The following is a 17,551-nucleotide window of genomic DNA, read 5'->3' as shown; positions in this document are numbered from 1 at the left end:
CCAATTTGCATTTTTAAAATAATGCCTTTGTAGAGGCGTGCTTTCCACGCCCTTTGGTATATTCTGAATTTAAATAAGCATGTTTAAAATTTGGGTGTGTAGGGGCGAATGCAACGTCTAAAAGACACTTATGGTACAGGGCAAATGTAACTTACCCCTGCAAATTCACTACAAACACAATCAATTAACAATGCTAATAAAAATCAGCAAAAGGGCGAATAAAATCCGCCCCCTTTTTTTACACCCAACATCAATTACTGAGCTGTTTTTGCATTAAACGCATCGGTAACAATCTTAGCATCTTTTAGCCATTGGTAATAACCCCCAAAGGCAAGATAAGAATCTGGACTGACATAGACGATTTGGTTATTTTTATAGGCTTTGGTGTTGTGCATGAGTGGGTTATTTAGCACTTCCTTAGCCGATACGCCTTCTTCGCCAATCGCCGACGTGCGGTCTAGGACAAACAGCCAATCAGGGTCAATTTTTTGGATATATTCAAAGCTAATGGGCTGACCATGACGCTCTTCGTTTTTGTTCACGTCAGCGTCCGCCATAGGAATGCCGAATGTGGTGTGTAGATAGCCGTAGCGTGAGTTTTTGCCATAGGCACTCATTTTGTTGCCGTTGATAAGAATGGCAAGCCCATTGCCCTTGCCTTCTACCGCTTTTTTGGTCTCGGCGATGGCAGTATCAATGTCAGTGATGAGTTTGTCGGCTTCGGCAGTTTTACCAAACACTTTACCAAAGTCAGTAATCTGCTGTTTGCTTGACTCATAGACGTTGTTGGTGTCAATGGTTAGGTTATACGTTGGGGCGATTTTGCCAAGCTCTTCGCTCTTTTCTGCCATACGAGAACCCACAAAAATCGCTTGTGGTTTTAGGCTGTGCAATACTTCTAAATTTGGCTCAAATAGCGTACCAACGCTTGTGCCGTCTGGCGTGCCGTCCGCTTTTAGGTTTAGGGTAGCGATACGCTCGGCGGTCATCTCGGCTGACGGCATGCCTTGCACCGCCACGCCCAACGCTTTTAGGTTTTGTAGGGCGGTCATGTCATAGACGGCGATGGGATTTGGGTTGGCAGGGATGGCCTGCTCGCCTGTGGCGGTCTTAATGGTAACATCGCCTGTGGCAGGGGTTGCATTATCAGCAGTGGTTTCTGTTTTTTGGTCGGCATTGGCAGCAGGTGCTTCGCTCTTGGTGTCGGCTGGCTTGTCTTGACTACATGCCATCAATGATAAGCTTAGTGCTGCAATAACGCCTAGGCTAACAGGACGCATCATCTGAGTGATTTTCATACAAACTCCATGGTTTTTATAAAGATATAAAGCATCACACTATGATATAAAATTTTCTCACAAATATCAATGATAATGAGAATGTTTTTTGTTAAATCAGCAAATTAAAGCATAAAAAAGCCGAACATATGAGTTCGGCTTTATGGAGTAGCATGAGATTATTTAACTTGAGCGCGGTATTTCACGACAGCGGTCGCACCAATGCCCAAATCTTCAATCGTCCAGCGCAATGCCTTGTAGTAGCTTAGTGGCAGCTCTTGGGTTTGTCCATTTAGGGTTGCGCGGATTGGCATGTGCACGAAACGATTGCCGTCAATGCTCGCCTTAACGATGGCAGGGCTCACATCACCCACCAGCTCAACACCCTCAGGGATGTTCAATGTGGCATTCATGCTACGCACACGGTTGGTGTCTTGGTTGGTGAATAGACCTTGGTATTCCACGATTTCGCCTTTGGTAACGCTGTCGCCAACGGTCAGCAGTTCTAGCTTCTCAGCACCGGTTTCGTCTTTACGAACCACGAAAGCGTTTAGCTTGGTGTCAATCTTCGGTGCGGCTACTTGCTGCTCAGTAGCCTCTGTCGGCTGTGGATTCTCCGGGGTTGGTAACATTGCCTGTGCAGATGCTGCGGTCATCGCCAGTGTTGCCAATAGTGCACTGCGTAGTCTCATGCGTCATTCCTTCTTTTAAAATAAAAGTTCAATCATGTCTAAATAAAATAAAAGTTCAATCATGTCTAAAATTGCCCTATGATACCATGATTCTACGCCCAAAATGCATCGAATTGTATCGTAAATTACACCGCTGTGTATGATTTTTTCAATTGTTTACATTCACTATGCTAAATTGCTAGCAGCTTAATAGCATCTTTATTAGGCGCAATAAAAACCCAAGCAAAACTGTTCGCTTGGGTTTTGGTTTTAAGGCTCCGTATCATACGCGTTCGATGATGGTCGCAATCCCCTGCCCCAATCCGATACACATGGTGGCAAGTCCGATTTGAGTATCTTGTTGCTCCATGACATTGAGTAAGGTCGTGGTAATTCTCGCACCAGAACAGCCCAGCGGGTGTCCTAGGGCAATCGCTCCGCCATTGTGATTGACGATGTCTTGCTTATCATACAGTCCCAAGCCTTTTAGCACCGACAAGCCTTGGGCGGCGAATGCTTCGTTTAGCTCTACCGTCTGAATGTCGCCGATAGACAGCCCTGCTCGCTTTAGCGCCTTTTGTGTGGCAGGGACAGGACCATAGCCCATAATCGCCGCATCACACCCTGCCACCGCCATGGAGCGGATGACTGCTCGTGGGGTCAGCCCCAGCTCCTTAGCTTTACCTGCCGACATAACGAGCATGGCGGAAGCACCGTCTGATAGGGCAGACGATGAACCTGCCGTTACCGTGCCGTTTGCAGGGTCGAATACGGGTCTGAGTTTTTGCAGACTCTCAATATTAGCATCAAAACGAATGACTTCGTCCACCTTGCATAATTGCAGATTACCCTGCTCATTGTGCCCTTCCACGCCCACGATTTCTTTATCAAACCGTCCTTCTTGGGTGGCTTTGGTTGCCTTGACATGTGAGCCTAGCGCAAATTCGTCCTGCTCGGCTCGTGTAATGTCATTCATACGCCCAAGCATTTCGGCGGTCAGCCCCATCATGTTGGACGCTTTTGCGATGTGCTTTGAGCTACTGGGGTTGATGTCCACACCGTGCATCATGGCAACATGCCCCATATGTTCCACGCCCCCGATGATAAAAATGTCGCCTTGGTGGGTCATGATTTGGGCGGCGGCGGTGTGCAGGGCTTGCATGGACGAGCCACACAGGCGGTTCACCGTTTGTCCTGCGACGTGCTTTGGAATGCCTGCCAACAGGCTTGCGTGGCGAGCGATGTTCCAGCCTTGTTCTAGGGTTTGATTAACACAGCCCCAGATTACGTCCTCGATGTCATTAGGGTCAAAATCATTTCGCTTGATTAGGGCTTTCATCAGCTCTGCCGATAAAGTCTCGGCTCGCACATTGCGGAACATACCGTTTTTGGATTTGCCCATGGCGGTGCGTACGCCATCGACGATGACCACGTCTGTTGGATTTAATGTTGTCATAATTTTTTCCTTAAAATTTTAATTATTGATAGAAACTCTCGCCACGCTCTGCCATGTCTCGTAGCATTTGCGGAGCTTCATACGCCTTGCCCAGATGAGCGTATTTATCACACAAAGCAACAAACTCTTTTACACCCACTTGGTCAATGTAGCGACACGGACCGCCACGGAACGGTGGGAAGCCAAGCCCCATCAGCATCGCCATGTCTGCCTCGCCTGCACTTGCCACGATGCTATCTTCTAGGCAACGTACCGTCTCGGTACAAAACGCCACCATTAAGCGGTCAATGATTTCTTGCTCGTCAAAATCGGCATTACCGTCTTGCACCGCCTTTAACAGCTCATAAGTGGTCGTATCCACACTCTTTTTGGGCTTGCCTTTTTTGTCAAGCTCATATTTATAAAAGCCTGCGCCATTTTTTTGACCTAGACGGTTATTTTCAAACATGACAGTCGTGGCACTCTTATAATCAGGGTTCATACGCTCGGGGAATGCGTCCGCCATAACGCTACTTGCGTGCACGCCTGTATCAATACCTACGACGTCAAGCAGATAGGCAGGTCCCATAGGCCAGCCGAATTTTTCCATGACTTTATCAATCTTGACAAAATCCGCCCCATGTTTGATGAGTAAATCAAACGCCCCAAAATAAGGGAACAGCACACGGTTTACCAAAAATCCTGCGCAGTCATTCACCACGATTGGCGTTTTGCCCATTTTTTGAGCAAGGGCAACCGTAGTCGCCACCGCTTCATCGCTCGTCTTCTCGCCGCGGATAATCTCCACAAGGGGCATACGATGAACAGGGTTGAAAAAGTGCATACCCACAAAATTCTCGGGGCGTTTTAGCGATTTGGCAAGTTCGGTAATGCTAATCGTGGACGTGTTGGACGCAAGAATAGCCGTGTCTTTAATCAGGCTTTCGGTCTCGGCAAGCACCGATTTTTTGATTTTTTCGTTCTCCACCACCGCTTCAATGACGATGTCAGGCGTAGCAAAATCGCCATAGTTTAGGGTTGGGCGGATTTTGGATAGGGTTTCGCCCATTTTGGCGGTGCTGATTTTGCCACGTTCTACTTCTTTACTAAGAAGCTTGCTCGCTTCATTCATACCCAGATCAAGTTGCTCTGCCTTGATGTCTTTCATGATGATAGGCAAGCCCTTGACCGCCGACTGATAAGCGATACCACCGCCCATAATCCCGGCCCCAAGCACCGCCATTTCATCGATGTCGTGGGCGGATTTGGATTGGTCTTTAGCACGTTTTTTGACAAGCTGGTCGTTTAGGAATACACCGACAAGAGCAGCCGCTTGTGGGGTTTTGGCGGATTTGGCAAAATTAGTCGCCTCAATCTTAACCGCTTCATCACGCCCCAGATTGGCATGACGCTCAACCGCATCCAACGCCAAAGCGATGGATGGGTAATGCTTAGGGTTCGCCTTAGCAAAAATCACACCTTTGGCAGAATTAAACGCCATGGCTTGCTCGGTTTTATTTAATTTAACAGATTCTAACTTCTCGGCACGTTTGGCTTGCCAGTCGATCTCACCGCTGATGCACTTGTGCACCAGATCAATCGCTGATTGCTCCAAGATGTCATCAGCAACGACGGCATCCACTAAACCAACCTTCAACGCATCGGCAGGTCTTAATGAATTGCCCGTAGCGATGAGTTCTAGGGCATTATCCACCCCAATGATACGCGGCGCACGCACCGACCCACCAAAACCGGGGAAAATCCCCAGCTTAGTCTCAGGGAATCCTACTTGTCCCGACTGCCCCATGATGCGGTATTCGCAGACCAAGGTCATCTCACAGCCGCCACCCAACGCTGCGCCATTAATGGCACAAACCTTAGGAAATGGCAAATCTTCAAAACGGTTAAAGGTGTCATTAATATCAAGCAGCCACGTCTCTAGCTCATCCTGTGGACGCTTAAAATAACTAATGAACTCGGTAATATCCGCCCCTGCGATAAAGACCTTTTTGCCCGATGTGACAATGGCGCCCTTGATGGTACTGTCGTTCTCGAGTGCGATTACCGCTTCTTTGAACTCAGCATTCGTGGCTTGATCGAATTTATTGACTGATTCATTTTCATTATTGAAATGAAATTTGACGATATCGCCGTCTAGTCGGCTGACTTGTATGGATTTTCCTTGATAGATCATATGTACTCCTATTGCTTATGTTTGGGATAATTTGCACATCCAATCTTACTATAACATAAGCCATCAGCGAAAATAAGTACAGAATTTTGGGCAAATTTGACCGACTGGTCATCTTTTGGCGGCGATCATTTATGACCATGCAATAAAAATCCCCGTGCAATGACAGGGATTTTTACCATGGCTGATTATTTCTTAATAGTTGGTGCTTTGCCATCGTTGATGACATCAGCATCAACGATCACTTCTTTGACATCGTCCATGCTTGGCAGCTCATACATGGTATCAAGCAGCGCATTCTCGATGATAGAGCGCAGACCGCGCGCGCCTGTTTTGCGCTTCATGGCTTTTTTGGCGATGGCATCCAATGCATCTTTATCGAATGACAGCTTGGCGCTCTCCATCTCGAACAGGTACTGATATTGCTTGGTCAGCGCGTTCTTGGGCTCGGTGAGAATCTGTACCAACGCCTCTTCATCAAGCTCATCAAGCGTCGCGATGACCGGCAGACGACCAATAAATTCTGGAATGATACCAAACTTCACCAAATCCTCAGGCTCAACCTCACGGAACAGCTCACTAATCTTGGTCTCTTCTTGGGCTTTGACCACTGCATTAAAGCCCATGCCCGTGGTCTCGGTGCGCTGCTGGATGATCTTATCAAGCCCTGCGAATGCACCGCCGACGATCATTAGGATGTTGCTGGTGTCCACCTGAATCATCTCTTGGCGTGGGTGCTTACGGCCACCTTGGGGCGGAATACTGGCAACCGTACCTTCGATGATTTTTAGTAGTGCCTGCTGAACGCCCTCACCCGATACGTCACGAGTAATTGAGACGTTTTCGCTTTTTTTGGTGATTTTATCGATCTCATCGATGTAGATGATGCCTTTTTGGGTGCGTTCAATGTCATAGTCAGCAGCTTGTAGCAGCTTTTGAACAATGTTCTCAACATCCTCACCCACATAGCCTGCCTCGGTTAAGGTCGTGGCGTCTGCCATGGCAAATGGCACATCCAACAGTCGCGCCAAAGTTTGCGCCAATAGAGTCTTACCCGAGCCCGTTGGTCCGATGAGCAGAATGTTACTCTTAGCCAACTCAACTTTCTCGCCATTTAGCGTGTCGTCTTTTTGGGCAGACTTTAAGCGCTTATAGTGGTTATAGACCGCAACCGACAGTGCTTTTTTGGCAGCGTCTTGACCGATGACATATTCATCTAGGTGCGCGCGCAGCTCTTTTGGCGTAAGCAGCTTAGCATTCGCCCAATCGTCAGCCTCTTCTTGATGGTCATAAGACGTGGCTTCTTCGGTGGTCTGTTTTGTTGGCTTATCAGCTTTAGCCTTGGATGGTTTGACGCCGATGCCTGCTTCTCTTAGCATGTCGCCACACAGTGACACACACTCATTGCAGATATTAGCTGCATCGCCAGCGATGAGTTTTTTGACCTCGGCTTTCTTTTTACCACAGAACGAACAGGTATTTTCTAAATTACTCATCATCAATCCTTATAGCCCAGCAGGACGCTTGTCAAGCACAACATCCACCAAGCCATATTCGCGCGCTGCTTCTGCACTCATGAAGTTATCGCGGTCGGTGTCTTTCTCTAGGCGCTCGACTGGCTGACCTGTATGATCAGCAAGCAGCTGATTTAGTTTGGCTTTCAGCTGGATAATCTCACGCGCGTGAATCTCGATGTCCGATGCCTGACCACGGAAACCGCCTAGCGGCTGATGAATCATGATGCGTGAATTGGCAAGAGCATAACGCTTGCCCTTCTCACCTGCCGACAATAGGAACGAGCCCATGCTCGCTGCCTGACCCATACAGATGGTCGAGACATCCGGCTTAATAAAGTTCATCGTATCATAGATCGCCATGCCCGCAGTAACCACGCCGCCAGGGGAGTTGATGTATAGATGTACATCTTTTTCTGGATTGTCAGCCTCTAGAAATAACAACTGAGCGACAATCAGGTTCGCCATGTTATCCTCAACCTGACCCGTCAAGAAAATCACACGCTCACGCAAAAGACGTGAGAAAATATCAAATGAACGCTCGCCACGACCAGACTGCTCAATCACCATCGGCACAAGGGCGTTTTGTGGTGCAATGGGCGCGTGATAGCTGTCCATCAACTGATCATAAAAAGGATTGTGTTTCATGTTTTGCATTGTGATTTCCTAGTTTTTGAAAATATCGCTTATTTTACCATTAATTAAAAAATACCCCAAACACTGTTTGGGGTATTTTTATGGTTTTATTGTAAGCCAAGATTATAGCTGAGCTTGTTGAGCTGCTGCTAGTAGGTCTTGGTATTTAACTTCTTTGTTAGTTACTTTACCTTGAGCCAGTAGATAATCAACCACTTGATCTTCTAGAACCACAGACTCGATGCCAGCGCGTTGCTGCTTGTCGTTGGTGTAGTAGTCGATAACTTCTTGTGGATCTTCGTAGTTTTCAGCCGCTTCTGCGATGAATGCAGTCACGCGATCTTGATCAACTTCGATTTTCTCTTTGTCAATGATTTGGCTAACCAATACGCCAAGACGTACCGCGCGTAGTGCTTGATCTTCGAACAGCTCATTTGGTAGCATGTCAGCACCGAAAGTATTAGGGTTGGCACCGAACTGCTGAGCGAAACGCTGTAGCATTTGTTCGCGCTGACGGTTGATTTCTTGCTCTAGCATGGCTTTTGGCACGTCAAATTCGTTCTTCTCAAGTAGCGCGTCAAATGCAGCTTGTTTTACTTGATTGCGACCTGCGTTCTTAATTTCGCGCTCCATGTTCTTACGAACGTCAGCTTTTAGCTTGTCAAGACCGCCTTCTTTTACACCGAATAGCTCAAAGAATTCTTCGTTTAGCTCAGGCAGTTTTGGTGATTTAACTTCCTTAACATTGATTTTAAAGTCAGCTTCTTTGCCTTTTAGGTTCTCGGCTTGATAATCTTCTGGGAAAGTTACTTTGATGGTTTTTTCTTCGCCAGCTTTCATGCCTTTCATGCCATCTTCAAAGCCTGGAATCATCTGACCAGAACCGATCACCAGACGATAGTTCTCAGCGCTGCCGCCTTCGAATTTTTCGCCATCGATAGAACCTTCAAAGTCAAAAGTCGCTTCATCGCCATCTTCTAGCGCACCGTCTTTGGTCTCTAGCGTTTGGCGTTGTTTTTGTAGGTTTTCGATCATCACGTCTACGTCTTCGTCAGACACAGAAGCTGTTTGACGCTCAACTTCGATCTCGCTCACGCCTTTTACTTCCACTTCTGGGAAAGTTTCAACCGTGGCTTGATATACCAAGAAATCATTCTCAAGCTTCACGTCATCAATGTTCGGCACGCCCACTGCGCGGATTTTTTTCTCGTTCATCGCTTCAAATACGGTGTCACGAATCACGTCGTTGATGACTTCTTGCTGAATGCCAGCACCGTACTGGGCGCGGATGTGCGACACAGGCACTTTGCCCTTACGGAAACCGTCAATCTTAGCGGTTTTAGCTAGGCTGCGGATACGACCTTCTACTTTGCCTTGGATGGTACCAACTGGCACTTTTACGGTCAATTGGGTTTCTTTGTCTGACAGTACATTGACTGCGATGTCTAGATTGCTCATGGTAATTACCTTTTAAAATATGAAAAACGGCTTGACTTCCATCAAGCATAAAATTTGGGTGTTATCATAACACGATTTAGGCATCAAAACACCTAAAAGCATCACAGTATAACGCTAAGCGGTTAAAATTACAACCAAAAACGCTGCATTCCCCATCAAATGCCTTTTATTTGAGCTGATTGATGAGTGTCTGCAAAGCCTGTCCGCGATGACTAAGCGAATTTTTGACTGTCTTTTCAAGCTCGGCGGAAGATTTGTCAAGGCTTGGCACATAGAACAGCGGATCATAACCAAAGCCATTCTCACCCCGTGGCGCATCCAAGATCTCGCCCACCCATTCGCCTTGAGCAATGATTGGCAAAGGGTCATCGGCGTGGCGCACCATAGCAAGCACGCAGACGAATTTACCGGCGATGGGAGCATCACCCCTAAGCGGTGCCAGCTCTGTCAGTAGCTTGATGTTATTTGCCTGATCATCGCCATGCACGCCTGCGTATCTGGCCGAATAAATCCCTGGCATGTTGCCAAGTGAAGGCACACATAGCCCACTGTCATCCGCAAAAGCAGGCAGTCCGCTGGCAGCACTTGCGTGGCGCGCCTTGATGATGGCATTCTCGATGAATGACAATCCTGTCTCATCAGCGTCTGTGATGCCAAGCTCACCTTGTGGGATGATGCTAATGCCCAGATTCGCCTGATCGAACAGCGCCTGAAATTCAGCCAATTTGCCTTTGTTGTTACTGGCTAGAACGATGGTTTGCATGATTTAAATCTCCTAATTATCGGTCTGTTATTGTAGCATAATTAAGCCCAGCGGATAATCATCCTAAACACTCAGCGAATGCTGTCATCCGCAAACCCCTCAGGCAAGCCTAATATAAGCTTAAGTTTCTTTTTGGCAATATTCTTGATACAATGCTGTTGTTTATCATTTAATAATCATTTTCAATAATAAAGTATTTTCATGTTAAATAATATCTACACCGACGTGGGCAGCGATGTATTGCCGGCTTCGTCCGCGCCACCTCCACTGCCTACCTTGCAGCCTAAGCCGACCACTCATCGCTTTACCTTTGGTGGTACAGCAATGGCTTATTTTAGGATTTGGATTGTCAATCTGGTGCTGACCATCGTTACGCTGGGCATCTACTCACCATGGGCGAAAGTGCGTCGCCTACGTTATTTTTATGGCAATACGCACCTTGATGGCAAGAGTTTTGATTTTACCGCCAACCCCAAGCGCATCTTAATCGGGCGCCTGATCGCCATCGCCATCTATGTCGCCATCAGCGTCTTTGGTCAGTTCTCGCCTGAGATTGCTTTTGCAGGGGCGATATTACTATTCTTGGTTTTCCCTTGGATGCTGCGCTCGACGCTGCGTTTTATGGCGAGAAACAGCCAATTTAATAATGTTCGCTTTGGTTTTGGTGGTACGCTCGCGGCGGCTTATGTGGTGATGTTGCTGATTGTGGCTTTAAACTTCGTAAGCTTCGGTCTGTTAACACCATTTACGATTTGGTTGTTTAAGCGCTATCAATTTGACAATACGTATTTTGGACAACTTAAATTTAACTTCAACACCAGCGTCTGGGACATGTATAAGGCGATGATTCTGCCGTTACTTGCATTTTTCGTCGTGATGTTGCTGGGTGTTGGTTTTATCTTTAGCCAAGTAGAGACGATGACCTCACCCGATGGGTCGCTACCACCTGTGGCAATAGGCATCATCGCAATCATCTACGCTGTGATGCTGCTTATTTTTCCACTCATGCAAGGCTACATCCATCGCGCCATCTGGGGCAAATTAACCTTGGGGGATAATCGCTTCGTCTTGGTGAACTTTAGCCCATTAAAATTCGCCTTCATCAGCCTAACCAATGTCATCGCAACCGTCCTAAGCGTAGGCTTATTACACCCTTGGGCAGCGGTGAGAATGCACCGCTACAAGACCGAAACCCTCGCCATGTCTGTGGTGGACGACTTCGATGCGCTGACCACGCCGAGCGCGGACAACGTATCGCCTCTGGCAGAAGAGATCAGCGACGTGTTCGACTTTGATGTGTCTTGGTAAGTGAGTCTAGCATGAATCAAGCTGTGACCGTGCGGTATTTTGATGGGCAAATCAGTAAAGCGCACGACGCTCAAATTCATCCTGTATTTTACCAGGGTCAAGCGGATGGTCTTGTGGTTGTCTGGAGAAATACCGACAACACACACCAACAGAAGCGTTATTTTGCCAAGAATTGTGAATACCTGCCCAGCGTGGATAATTCACCACACGCCATCATGCTGTCCGATGGCGCGCGCATAGAATTTCTAGGCTCGCCACCCGATTGGATCGAGCTGCAGCATCGTTCACTATTCGATAACATCACCAAGATGGAGAACCGCTGGGCGTGGATCGGAACGGGGTTGATGATATTGTGCGTGTTTGTCTTTGGGTTGTTTCGTTTTGGCATTCCGATGGCATCTCACCACATCACCCAAAGACTGCCCAGCGATGTTCTTATGGAGGCAGGCAATCATGCTGAGGAATACGTCATGGAGATGACCGGGCCCAGCGCCCTGTCTAAGGCGCGCCAAGATGAGATCAAGGCTCTGTATGATAAGCTAGATGCCAACCCACAAGCCAAAATCATCGTCAGAAGTGGCGGGGACATCGGCGCCAATGCACTGGCCATTCCCAATAACACCATCGTCATCACGGACGAGCTCATCGAGCTTAGTGGGGATGACAACGAGATCCTAGCCGTGCTTGCCCATGAACAGGGGCATCTGGTGCATCGTCATAGCTTAGAGCAGGCGATTAGCAGTATTGGTGTGGGGGTGCTGATCATCGTCATCACAGGCGATGCATCTGATTTGATACTCGCCCTACCCACCATGCTCGCTGCCACCCAATACTCCCAAGATGCGGAGATGGAAGCAGATAAATTTGCCATCGATGAGTTAAAACGCCTTGGCATATCGCCCATGCACCTTGCCAACTTCTTTGAGAAAATGAAAAAAGAAGATGGCAATGGTCAAGGACATTGGTCGGTACTGTCCACGCACCCCAAGACGGATAAGCGGATTGAACAGGTTAAGAAACATAGTGAATAGGACATGACTGTCATAATGTCGCAAAAACCGCCTTTGGGCGGTTTTTTTAGGCATGATACCCTCTGGGATTTTGACTTTGCCAACGCCATGTGTCCACGCACATACGCTCGATGTCGTATTCTGCCATCTAGCCAAGCAAATTTTTGGCTTTATCGCTACTGGCATAGCAAGTGGCAATCTCCCCTGCTCGTCTTGAGGCGATGACGTATGGCACGGACTGCTCTGTGGTGTGGATAAAGGCATTAACCAGTTGTAGTACGCTTGTGCCGTTGCCTGTGCCTAGGTTAATCGACCCAAAGCCAAAAGCCGTCTCACATTTGGCGATATAATCCAGTGCCGACACATGACCTTTTGCCAAATCCGCCACATGAATATAATCACGCACCCCTGTGCCGTCCACCGTGTCATAATCATTGCCAAACACGGATAATTTTTCTAATTTACCCACCGCCACTTGGCTGGTGTAAGGCATAAGGCTGTTGGGAATGTCGCTTAGGTCTTCGCCGATTGTCCCTGATAAGTCCGCCCTAATGGGGTTAAAGTAACGTAGGGAGATGATATTCCACACTTGGCTGTCCTTGGCGGATTTTGCCAAATCTTCTAGGATATACTCCACCGTGAGCTTGGACTGCCCATAAGGATTGGCGCATGAGCGTTTGGCGGTCTCGGTAATGGGCAACACTTTGGGGTCGCCATAGAAGGTTGCCAATGATGAAAAGATAAAGTTGGTTACGCCCTTGTCTTTCATAACTTCTAAGAGATTTAGCGTGCGTGTTACGTTGTTTTGGTAGTATTTAAGTGGTTTTGCCACGCTCTCGCCCACCGCTTTTAGCCCTGCAAAATGAATCACACCAAAAAAATCATGTTCATCAAACACCCGCTCCAAATGAGCCTTATCTAAGACATCGCCTTGATAAATGCCATCTGCATATCGACAATTTTTTGTACACACCCAATCGCCACAGGGCCAGAATTGGACAAATTATCATACACCACAGGCTTATAACCTGCCTTGATGAGTTCAATCAAGGTATGTGAGCCGATATAGCCTGCTCCGCCTATTACTAGGATTTTTCATGTCATACTCTTTTAAAAATGGGCTTAGTGATTTTTGCGACCAATACCAATATAATCACTGGTTAAAATTTTAATCTCATCATCACTTAAAATATTTTTGGCATCAAATATCGGTACATTGTATTTATTTAATTCATAAACATCAGGCGGTGTTAATCCCGACCAATTAATAATAAATAAACCGTCTATCTCATTTAATTCATAAGGGTCATTTGTGATTGAAAATAACCGCTCATTTTCATACATCGTTTGTAATTCAATCGTGGTATTATTGGTATAAACCATCGTTTTTATGTCATACGACCACAACAATTTTAATAAAGGATGAATGGCACTATTGGTACTAAGCCCTGCCCCAATGCGATAACCTGCCCCCCATATCATCACGGTTTTATTTTCTATAAAGCCATTAAAATATCGCCAAAATTTTCTAAAAATCAGCTCTTTTTGGTCATCATTGACATCAATCACGGCATTTAACACATCCGATTTGACGTTTTGATTGTCAAATTGACTTTTTAATAAAGTCAATTCATTGGGCAGGGTCTTTCCGCCAAACCCCCAACCTGCTCCCAAATATGCCGAACCAATACGACTGTCCGACCCCATAATCCGCTCAATGTGCTTGATATTGACGTTTTCCTTATCGGCAAGGCGTGTCATTTCATTCATAAACGACAAGCGAGTGGCAAGCATTGCCATAATCGCACTGCGAGCAAATTCTATGGTTTTAATGGTGTCAATTTGACATTTTTTGGCTTGGGATTTGATAAACGAGATAATCTCACAATTTGCCACGCTATTTCCTGTTTTTTCACCAATCAATACCAAATCCGATTGATAAAAACTACTAAAATTCGCCCCGTCTTTCATAAAAACAAACGGCAAATAATACACCCATTTACTAATCATTTCATCGGCAATTTGCTCCATTTTGCCAATGGTATCAATACCACTTAGGATAATTTGACTGTGCGGATTATCCTGTGTTTCGGTAAATAATGCCAATTCTTCATCACTCATGTCATCAACAAATAGCCAGATTAAACTGCCTTGGGATTGTTTAATAAAATCAAGTGTATCATCACGGCTATTTTTGTGATGATGAATGATTTTATTTTCATTCACATACAGCGACCATAAGGCATTAATTTGACGGTCAAAATGGTAATGAAACAACGTCTCATCAATGGCATTTTTAACACTTAACAAATGCACTTTTTTATTTAAACTGGCAAACAAAATCCCTGCGTTAATCGCTTCATGATTTGCTCCGATGATATAGACCGTATCGTGTGTTTTCATTATCATTTACCGTAATTTTTATTAAAAATACTTTTTAAAATTTACCTTTAATTTTATTTAACAGCGTATTGGTTGATGAATCAAACGCCCCCACGCTTTGTTTGTCGCACAATACGTCATAGACCTGATTTGCCATGACTTTACCCACTTCCACACCCCATTGGTCAAACGGGTTGATGCCCCAAATCACGCTCATCACATAAACTTTATGCTCATATAGAGCGATGAGTGAGCCGAGCGTTTTTGGCGTTAGGCTGTCAAGCAAAAGCGTTGTGGACGGCTGATTGCCACGATATTGTTTAAATTGGGCAAAATCATCGTCATTTTTTTGCAACTCATTAGGCAAGGCGTGATTGCCAAATGCCAACACCTGCGACTGAGCAAGGCAGTTTGACAAGGAAAGCTTGTGCTGTTCGGACAAATGAGCATTGGCAGTTTGGTGCTGATGATAGCGATGAATGGGCGTGATAAAGTCGCAAGAGACCCGTTGCGTGCCCTGATGAAGGAGCTGATAAAAAGCGTGCTGGGCGTTAGAACCAATGTCGCCCCACAAAATCGGGCAAGTGTCATAGCCGACCTGCTGACCATCTCTGGCGACCGATTTGCCGTTGGACTCCATTTCAAGCTGGGTCAGATAGTTGGGAAAATGTGACAATCTGCCGTCATAAGGTAGCACGGTGTGGGCGTTAATCCCCAAAAAAGTGCTGTTCCACACGCCCAACAGTCCAAGCAGGACGGGCATATTTTGGGCAAAATCGGCTGTGGCAAAATGCCTGTCCATGTCGTTCGCCCCTGACAGTAGCTCATAAAAGCCGTCCATGCCGATTTTTATGGCAATGGCAAGTCCGATGACCGACCACATACTAAACCGACCGCCGACCCAGTCCCACAGTAGCAACTGATTGTTTTCATGAATCCCCCACTCGCTCATCTTGTCAGGGCGTGTGGAAATGCCAATAAAATGACGACGCAAAATCGTGGGTTTGTTGTCATGGGCGCACAACAGCCAACCCAAGGCGGTTTTGGCGTTGGAGAGCGTGTCTATCGTACCAAATGACTTTGATGAAATGATAAATAGTGTGGTTTGGGGATTTAACACTTTTAACAGACTGTCAAGCTGAGTGCCGTCCATGTTAGAGACAAAATGCACCCGAATGGACGTGTCTGCCCACTCGGACAAGGCAGTCGTTGCCATTAGGGGCCCTAAATCCGAACCGCCCACACCGATATTGACCACATCCTTCATGGCATGACCTGCATAGCCACGCCACACGCCTGTGCGGATACGGCTAACAATCGTCTCGGCTTTGGCAAGGCTGTCGTGGACTTGGGCGTTTACGTCCGTACCGTCCACGATGAGCGACTCGCCCTTTGGTAAGCGTAACGCGGTGTGCAAGGCGGGACGGTTTTCAGAGTCGTTTACTTTTTTACCTGTTAATAAATCATTGATTTTATTGGATAATTGACAATCGTCCGCCAAGCTCAATAACGCTGATAAAATCTCATCGTCAATCGCTTGCTTACTAAAATCCATGTACATATCACAAGCCGACACGCCAAAACGCTCGCCACGTTTGTCATCTTTGAACAGCTCGGTTAAGGTGCGCTCGGTTTGGGCAAGGACGTGTAGAGTTTGCCAAGTGGGACTTTGATTCATGGCAAATCCTTAAAATGACTCACCAATATGCTCAGCAAAATAAACAAAAGCCTGCATATAACTTGTCATATCGCCAGCATCAAAGCTGTTACCCACCATTGTTGTTACATCCACGCCTTGTGTGCCAATCAGTGCATCAATCGCATCGGTCAGCTGAATTTCACCGCCCACGCTTGGGGCAGTGTTGGCAAGATGCTCAAAAATAGCATTGTCAAACACATAACGACCCACCACCGCAAGGTTTGACGGTGCGTCTTTGGCGTTTGGTTTTTCTACAAAACCTGTAACAGGCAGCACTTGGTTTTGGCGTGATTTTTCAAGGGTTTGGGCATTTTGTAATTTAGCAATGCCATATTTGTCAATGTCCGCCACCGCCACAGGGTTGACAAGGATTTGTGAGCGACCCGTTTTTTCAAATTCCTTTAGCATAAATGCCAAGTTTTGACGTGTGTAATCTGTGTCAAATGGGTCAAGCACCACATCAGGCAAAAGCACCGCAAAAGGATTATCGCCCACCACCGCACGCCCTTGTAGCACAGCGTGCCCAAGCCCCAAAGGCTTGCCTTGACGCACGCTGGCAATCACCACGTCATCTGGCAAAAAGTTTAGACTGTCAGCCAGCTCATTTTTGCCCTTACGTCTTAATTGACTGTCAAGCTCGCCATTGATGTCAAAATAATTTTCTATCGCACTTTTTTGGGCGTGATTGACCAGCACGATGTTTTTAATGCCTGCTTTGATCGCTTCATCAATCACATAATGAATGCTTGGGCGATTGCCAAGTGGCAACAGCTCTTTTGGGATGGCTTTTGAAAGCGGGAGCATCCGTGTGCCAAAGCCTGCACAAGGAATGATGGCATAAGTTACTGATTTCATCTAAACTACCTATCACATCTACAACGGCTACTATGATTAAATAACAGCAATTCAAAAAAAGTCATGACGCCTTGAGCATCAGACCAGCCAAATGCTCCATCATGACCATTCAACCTCATGACATTCAATCAATGTTCGATTATAACACACATCGCACAATGACAATGCAGGCAAATGACCTATCTTGCCAATAATACATCCGCTCATCTTATGCGCCCCAGACACAGCGACATCCCAGCATTCAAACGACATCCATTCCCAGCAGACGCTGACTGGAAGCACAATGAGGGATGCGACGAAACGCCAATCGCCACACATAATAATTGACAAAACAACCCCAAAAAATCCAAAA

At 46.5% G+C, this 17,551-nt stretch carries 14 protein-coding genes and 1 pseudogene; 3 read left to right on the top strand and 12 right to left on the bottom strand.

Annotation, left to right across the window (positions count from 1 at the left end):
• Positions 1-254: 254 nt before the first annotated feature.
• The 8 genes from AAX10_RS00415 to rdgB all read right to left on the bottom strand — a co-directional run bounded on the left by AAX10_RS00415 (position 255) and on the right by rdgB (position 9,945).
• Positions 255-1,298, bottom strand: a complete 1,044-nt coding sequence (locus tag AAX10_RS00415; RefSeq protein WP_080946950.1) for a siderophore ABC transporter substrate-binding protein — start codon at positions 1,296-1,298, stop codon at positions 255-257.
• Positions 1,299-1,456: 158 nt separating this feature from the next.
• Positions 1,457-1,969 (bottom strand): hypothetical protein, encoded by a 513-nt coding sequence (locus AAX10_RS00410; protein WP_226997781.1) that lies wholly within the window; start codon positions 1,967-1,969, stop codon positions 1,457-1,459.
• 262 nt (positions 1,970-2,231) lie between these two features.
• The gene (gene fadA / locus AAX10_RS00405; protein ID WP_046699537.1) at positions 2,232-3,404 is read right to left on the bottom strand and encodes an acetyl-CoA C-acyltransferase FadA; all 1,173 of its coding nucleotides are present in this window, start codon (positions 3,402-3,404) and stop codon (positions 2,232-2,234) included.
• Positions 3,405-3,426: 22 nt separating this feature from the next.
• On the bottom strand, positions 3,427-5,577 hold the full coding sequence (gene fadB, locus AAX10_RS00400) for a fatty acid oxidation complex subunit alpha FadB (RefSeq protein WP_046699536.1): 2,151 nt from the start codon (positions 5,575-5,577) through the stop codon (positions 3,427-3,429).
• A gap of 185 nt (positions 5,578-5,762) precedes the next feature.
• Positions 5,763-7,070, bottom strand: a complete 1,308-nt coding sequence (gene clpX, locus AAX10_RS00395) for an ATP-dependent protease ATP-binding subunit ClpX (RefSeq protein WP_420812459.1) — start codon at positions 7,068-7,070, stop codon at positions 5,763-5,765.
• A gap of 9 nt (positions 7,071-7,079) precedes the next feature.
• Positions 7,080-7,706 (bottom strand): ATP-dependent Clp endopeptidase proteolytic subunit ClpP, encoded by a 627-nt coding sequence (gene clpP / locus AAX10_RS00390; RefSeq protein ID WP_036366801.1) that lies wholly within the window; start codon positions 7,704-7,706, stop codon positions 7,080-7,082.
• 141 nt (positions 7,707-7,847) lie between these two features.
• Complete coding sequence (gene tig, locus AAX10_RS00385) at positions 7,848-9,182, bottom strand: trigger factor (RefSeq protein ID WP_036366749.1); 1,335 nt, start codon at positions 9,180-9,182, stop codon at positions 7,848-7,850.
• 166 nt (positions 9,183-9,348) lie between these two features.
• Positions 9,349-9,945 carry an RdgB/HAM1 family non-canonical purine NTP pyrophosphatase gene (gene rdgB, locus AAX10_RS00380; protein ID WP_046699534.1) on the bottom strand — a complete coding sequence of 199 codons (597 nt, stop codon included), beginning with the start codon at positions 9,943-9,945 and terminating at the stop codon, positions 9,349-9,351.
• Between the two features lie 201 nt (positions 9,946-10,146).
• On the opposite strand from rdgB, the gene AAX10_RS00375 reads away from it, so the two are divergent.
• On the top strand, positions 10,147-11,253 hold the full coding sequence (locus AAX10_RS00375; RefSeq protein WP_046699533.1) for a YjgN family protein: 1,107 nt from the start codon (positions 10,147-10,149) through the stop codon (positions 11,251-11,253).
• An 11-nt stretch (positions 11,254-11,264) separates the two neighbouring features.
• Entirely contained in the window at positions 11,265-12,284 is a 1,020-nt protein-coding gene (locus AAX10_RS00370) for a M48 family metallopeptidase (RefSeq protein ID WP_046699532.1), read from the top strand.
• 46 nt (positions 12,285-12,330) lie between these two features.
• Here the strand turns inward: AAX10_RS00370 and galE are convergent.
• The 4 genes and pseudogenes from galE to AAX10_RS00350 all read right to left on the bottom strand — a co-directional run bounded on the left by galE (position 12,331) and on the right by AAX10_RS00350 (position 17,199).
• Positions 12,331-13,355, bottom strand: a pseudogene (gene galE, locus AAX10_RS00365) (UDP-glucose 4-epimerase GalE).
• 30 nt (positions 13,356-13,385) lie between these two features.
• Positions 13,386-14,666 carry a UDP-glucose 6-dehydrogenase gene (locus tag AAX10_RS00360; RefSeq protein WP_149038814.1) on the bottom strand — a complete coding sequence of 427 codons (1,281 nt, stop codon included), beginning with the start codon at positions 14,664-14,666 and terminating at the stop codon, positions 13,386-13,388.
• A gap of 34 nt (positions 14,667-14,700) precedes the next feature.
• Positions 14,701-16,323: a glucose-6-phosphate isomerase gene (gene pgi / locus AAX10_RS00355; RefSeq protein WP_046699530.1), complete on the bottom strand. Its 1,623-nt coding sequence runs from the start codon at positions 16,321-16,323 to the stop codon at positions 14,701-14,703.
• 9 nt (positions 16,324-16,332) lie between these two features.
• The gene (locus tag AAX10_RS00350; RefSeq protein WP_046699529.1) at positions 16,333-17,199 is read right to left on the bottom strand and encodes a UTP--glucose-1-phosphate uridylyltransferase; all 867 of its coding nucleotides are present in this window, start codon (positions 17,197-17,199) and stop codon (positions 16,333-16,335) included.
• Positions 17,200-17,373: 174 nt separating this feature from the next.
• Here AAX10_RS00350 and AAX10_RS10010 point away from each other — a divergent pair, with 174 nt between their 5' ends.
• The gene (locus AAX10_RS10010; RefSeq protein ID WP_158580272.1) at positions 17,374-17,526 is read left to right on the top strand and encodes a hypothetical protein; all 153 of its coding nucleotides are present in this window, start codon (positions 17,374-17,376) and stop codon (positions 17,524-17,526) included.
• The last annotated feature ends 25 nt before the right edge of the window (positions 17,527-17,551 follow it).

This window comes from Moraxella bovoculi (assembly GCF_000988745.2).
In the GTDB taxonomy this organism is placed as follows: Bacteria; Pseudomonadota; Gammaproteobacteria; order Pseudomonadales; family Moraxellaceae; genus Moraxella; species Moraxella bovoculi.
This window is presented reverse-complemented; position numbering and strand designations above follow the sequence as displayed.

Coding starts and splice junctions, on each gene's coding strand:
- AAX10_RS00415 (WP_080946950.1), bottom strand. CDS start 1,298: ATGAAAATCACTCAGATGATGCGTCCTGTTAGCCTAGGCGTTATTGCA.
- AAX10_RS00410 (WP_226997781.1), bottom strand. CDS start 1,969: ATGAGACTACGCAGTGCACTATTGGCAACACTGGCGATGACCGCAGCA.
- fadA (WP_046699537.1), bottom strand. CDS start 3,404: ATGACAACATTAAATCCAACAGACGTGGTCATCGTCGATGGCGTACGC.
- fadB (WP_046699536.1), bottom strand. CDS start 5,577: ATGATCTATCAAGGAAAATCCATACAAGTCAGCCGACTAGACGGCGAT.
- clpX (WP_420812459.1), bottom strand. CDS start 7,070: ATGAGTAATTTAGAAAATACCTGTTCGTTCTGTGGTAAAAAGAAAGCC.
- clpP (WP_036366801.1), bottom strand. CDS start 7,706: ATGGACAGCTATCACGCGCCCATTGCACCACAAAACGCCCTTGTGCCG.
- tig (WP_036366749.1), bottom strand. CDS start 9,182: ATGAGCAATCTAGACATCGCAGTCAATGTACTGTCAGACAAAGAAACC.
- rdgB (WP_046699534.1), bottom strand. CDS start 9,945: ATGCAAACCATCGTTCTAGCCAGTAACAACAAAGGCAAATTGGCTGAA.
- AAX10_RS00375 (WP_046699533.1), top strand. CDS start 10,147: ATGTTAAATAATATCTACACCGACGTGGGCAGCGATGTATTGCCGGCT.
- AAX10_RS00370 (WP_046699532.1), top strand. CDS start 11,265: ATGAATCAAGCTGTGACCGTGCGGTATTTTGATGGGCAAATCAGTAAA.
- AAX10_RS00360 (WP_149038814.1), bottom strand. CDS start 14,666: ATGAAAACACACGATACGGTCTATATCATCGGAGCAAATCATGAAGCG.
- pgi (WP_046699530.1), bottom strand. CDS start 16,323: ATGAATCAAAGTCCCACTTGGCAAACTCTACACGTCCTTGCCCAAACC.
- AAX10_RS00350 (WP_046699529.1), bottom strand. CDS start 17,199: ATGAAATCAGTAACTTATGCCATCATTCCTTGTGCAGGCTTTGGCACA.
- AAX10_RS10010 (WP_158580272.1), top strand. CDS start 17,374: ATGACCTATCTTGCCAATAATACATCCGCTCATCTTATGCGCCCCAGA.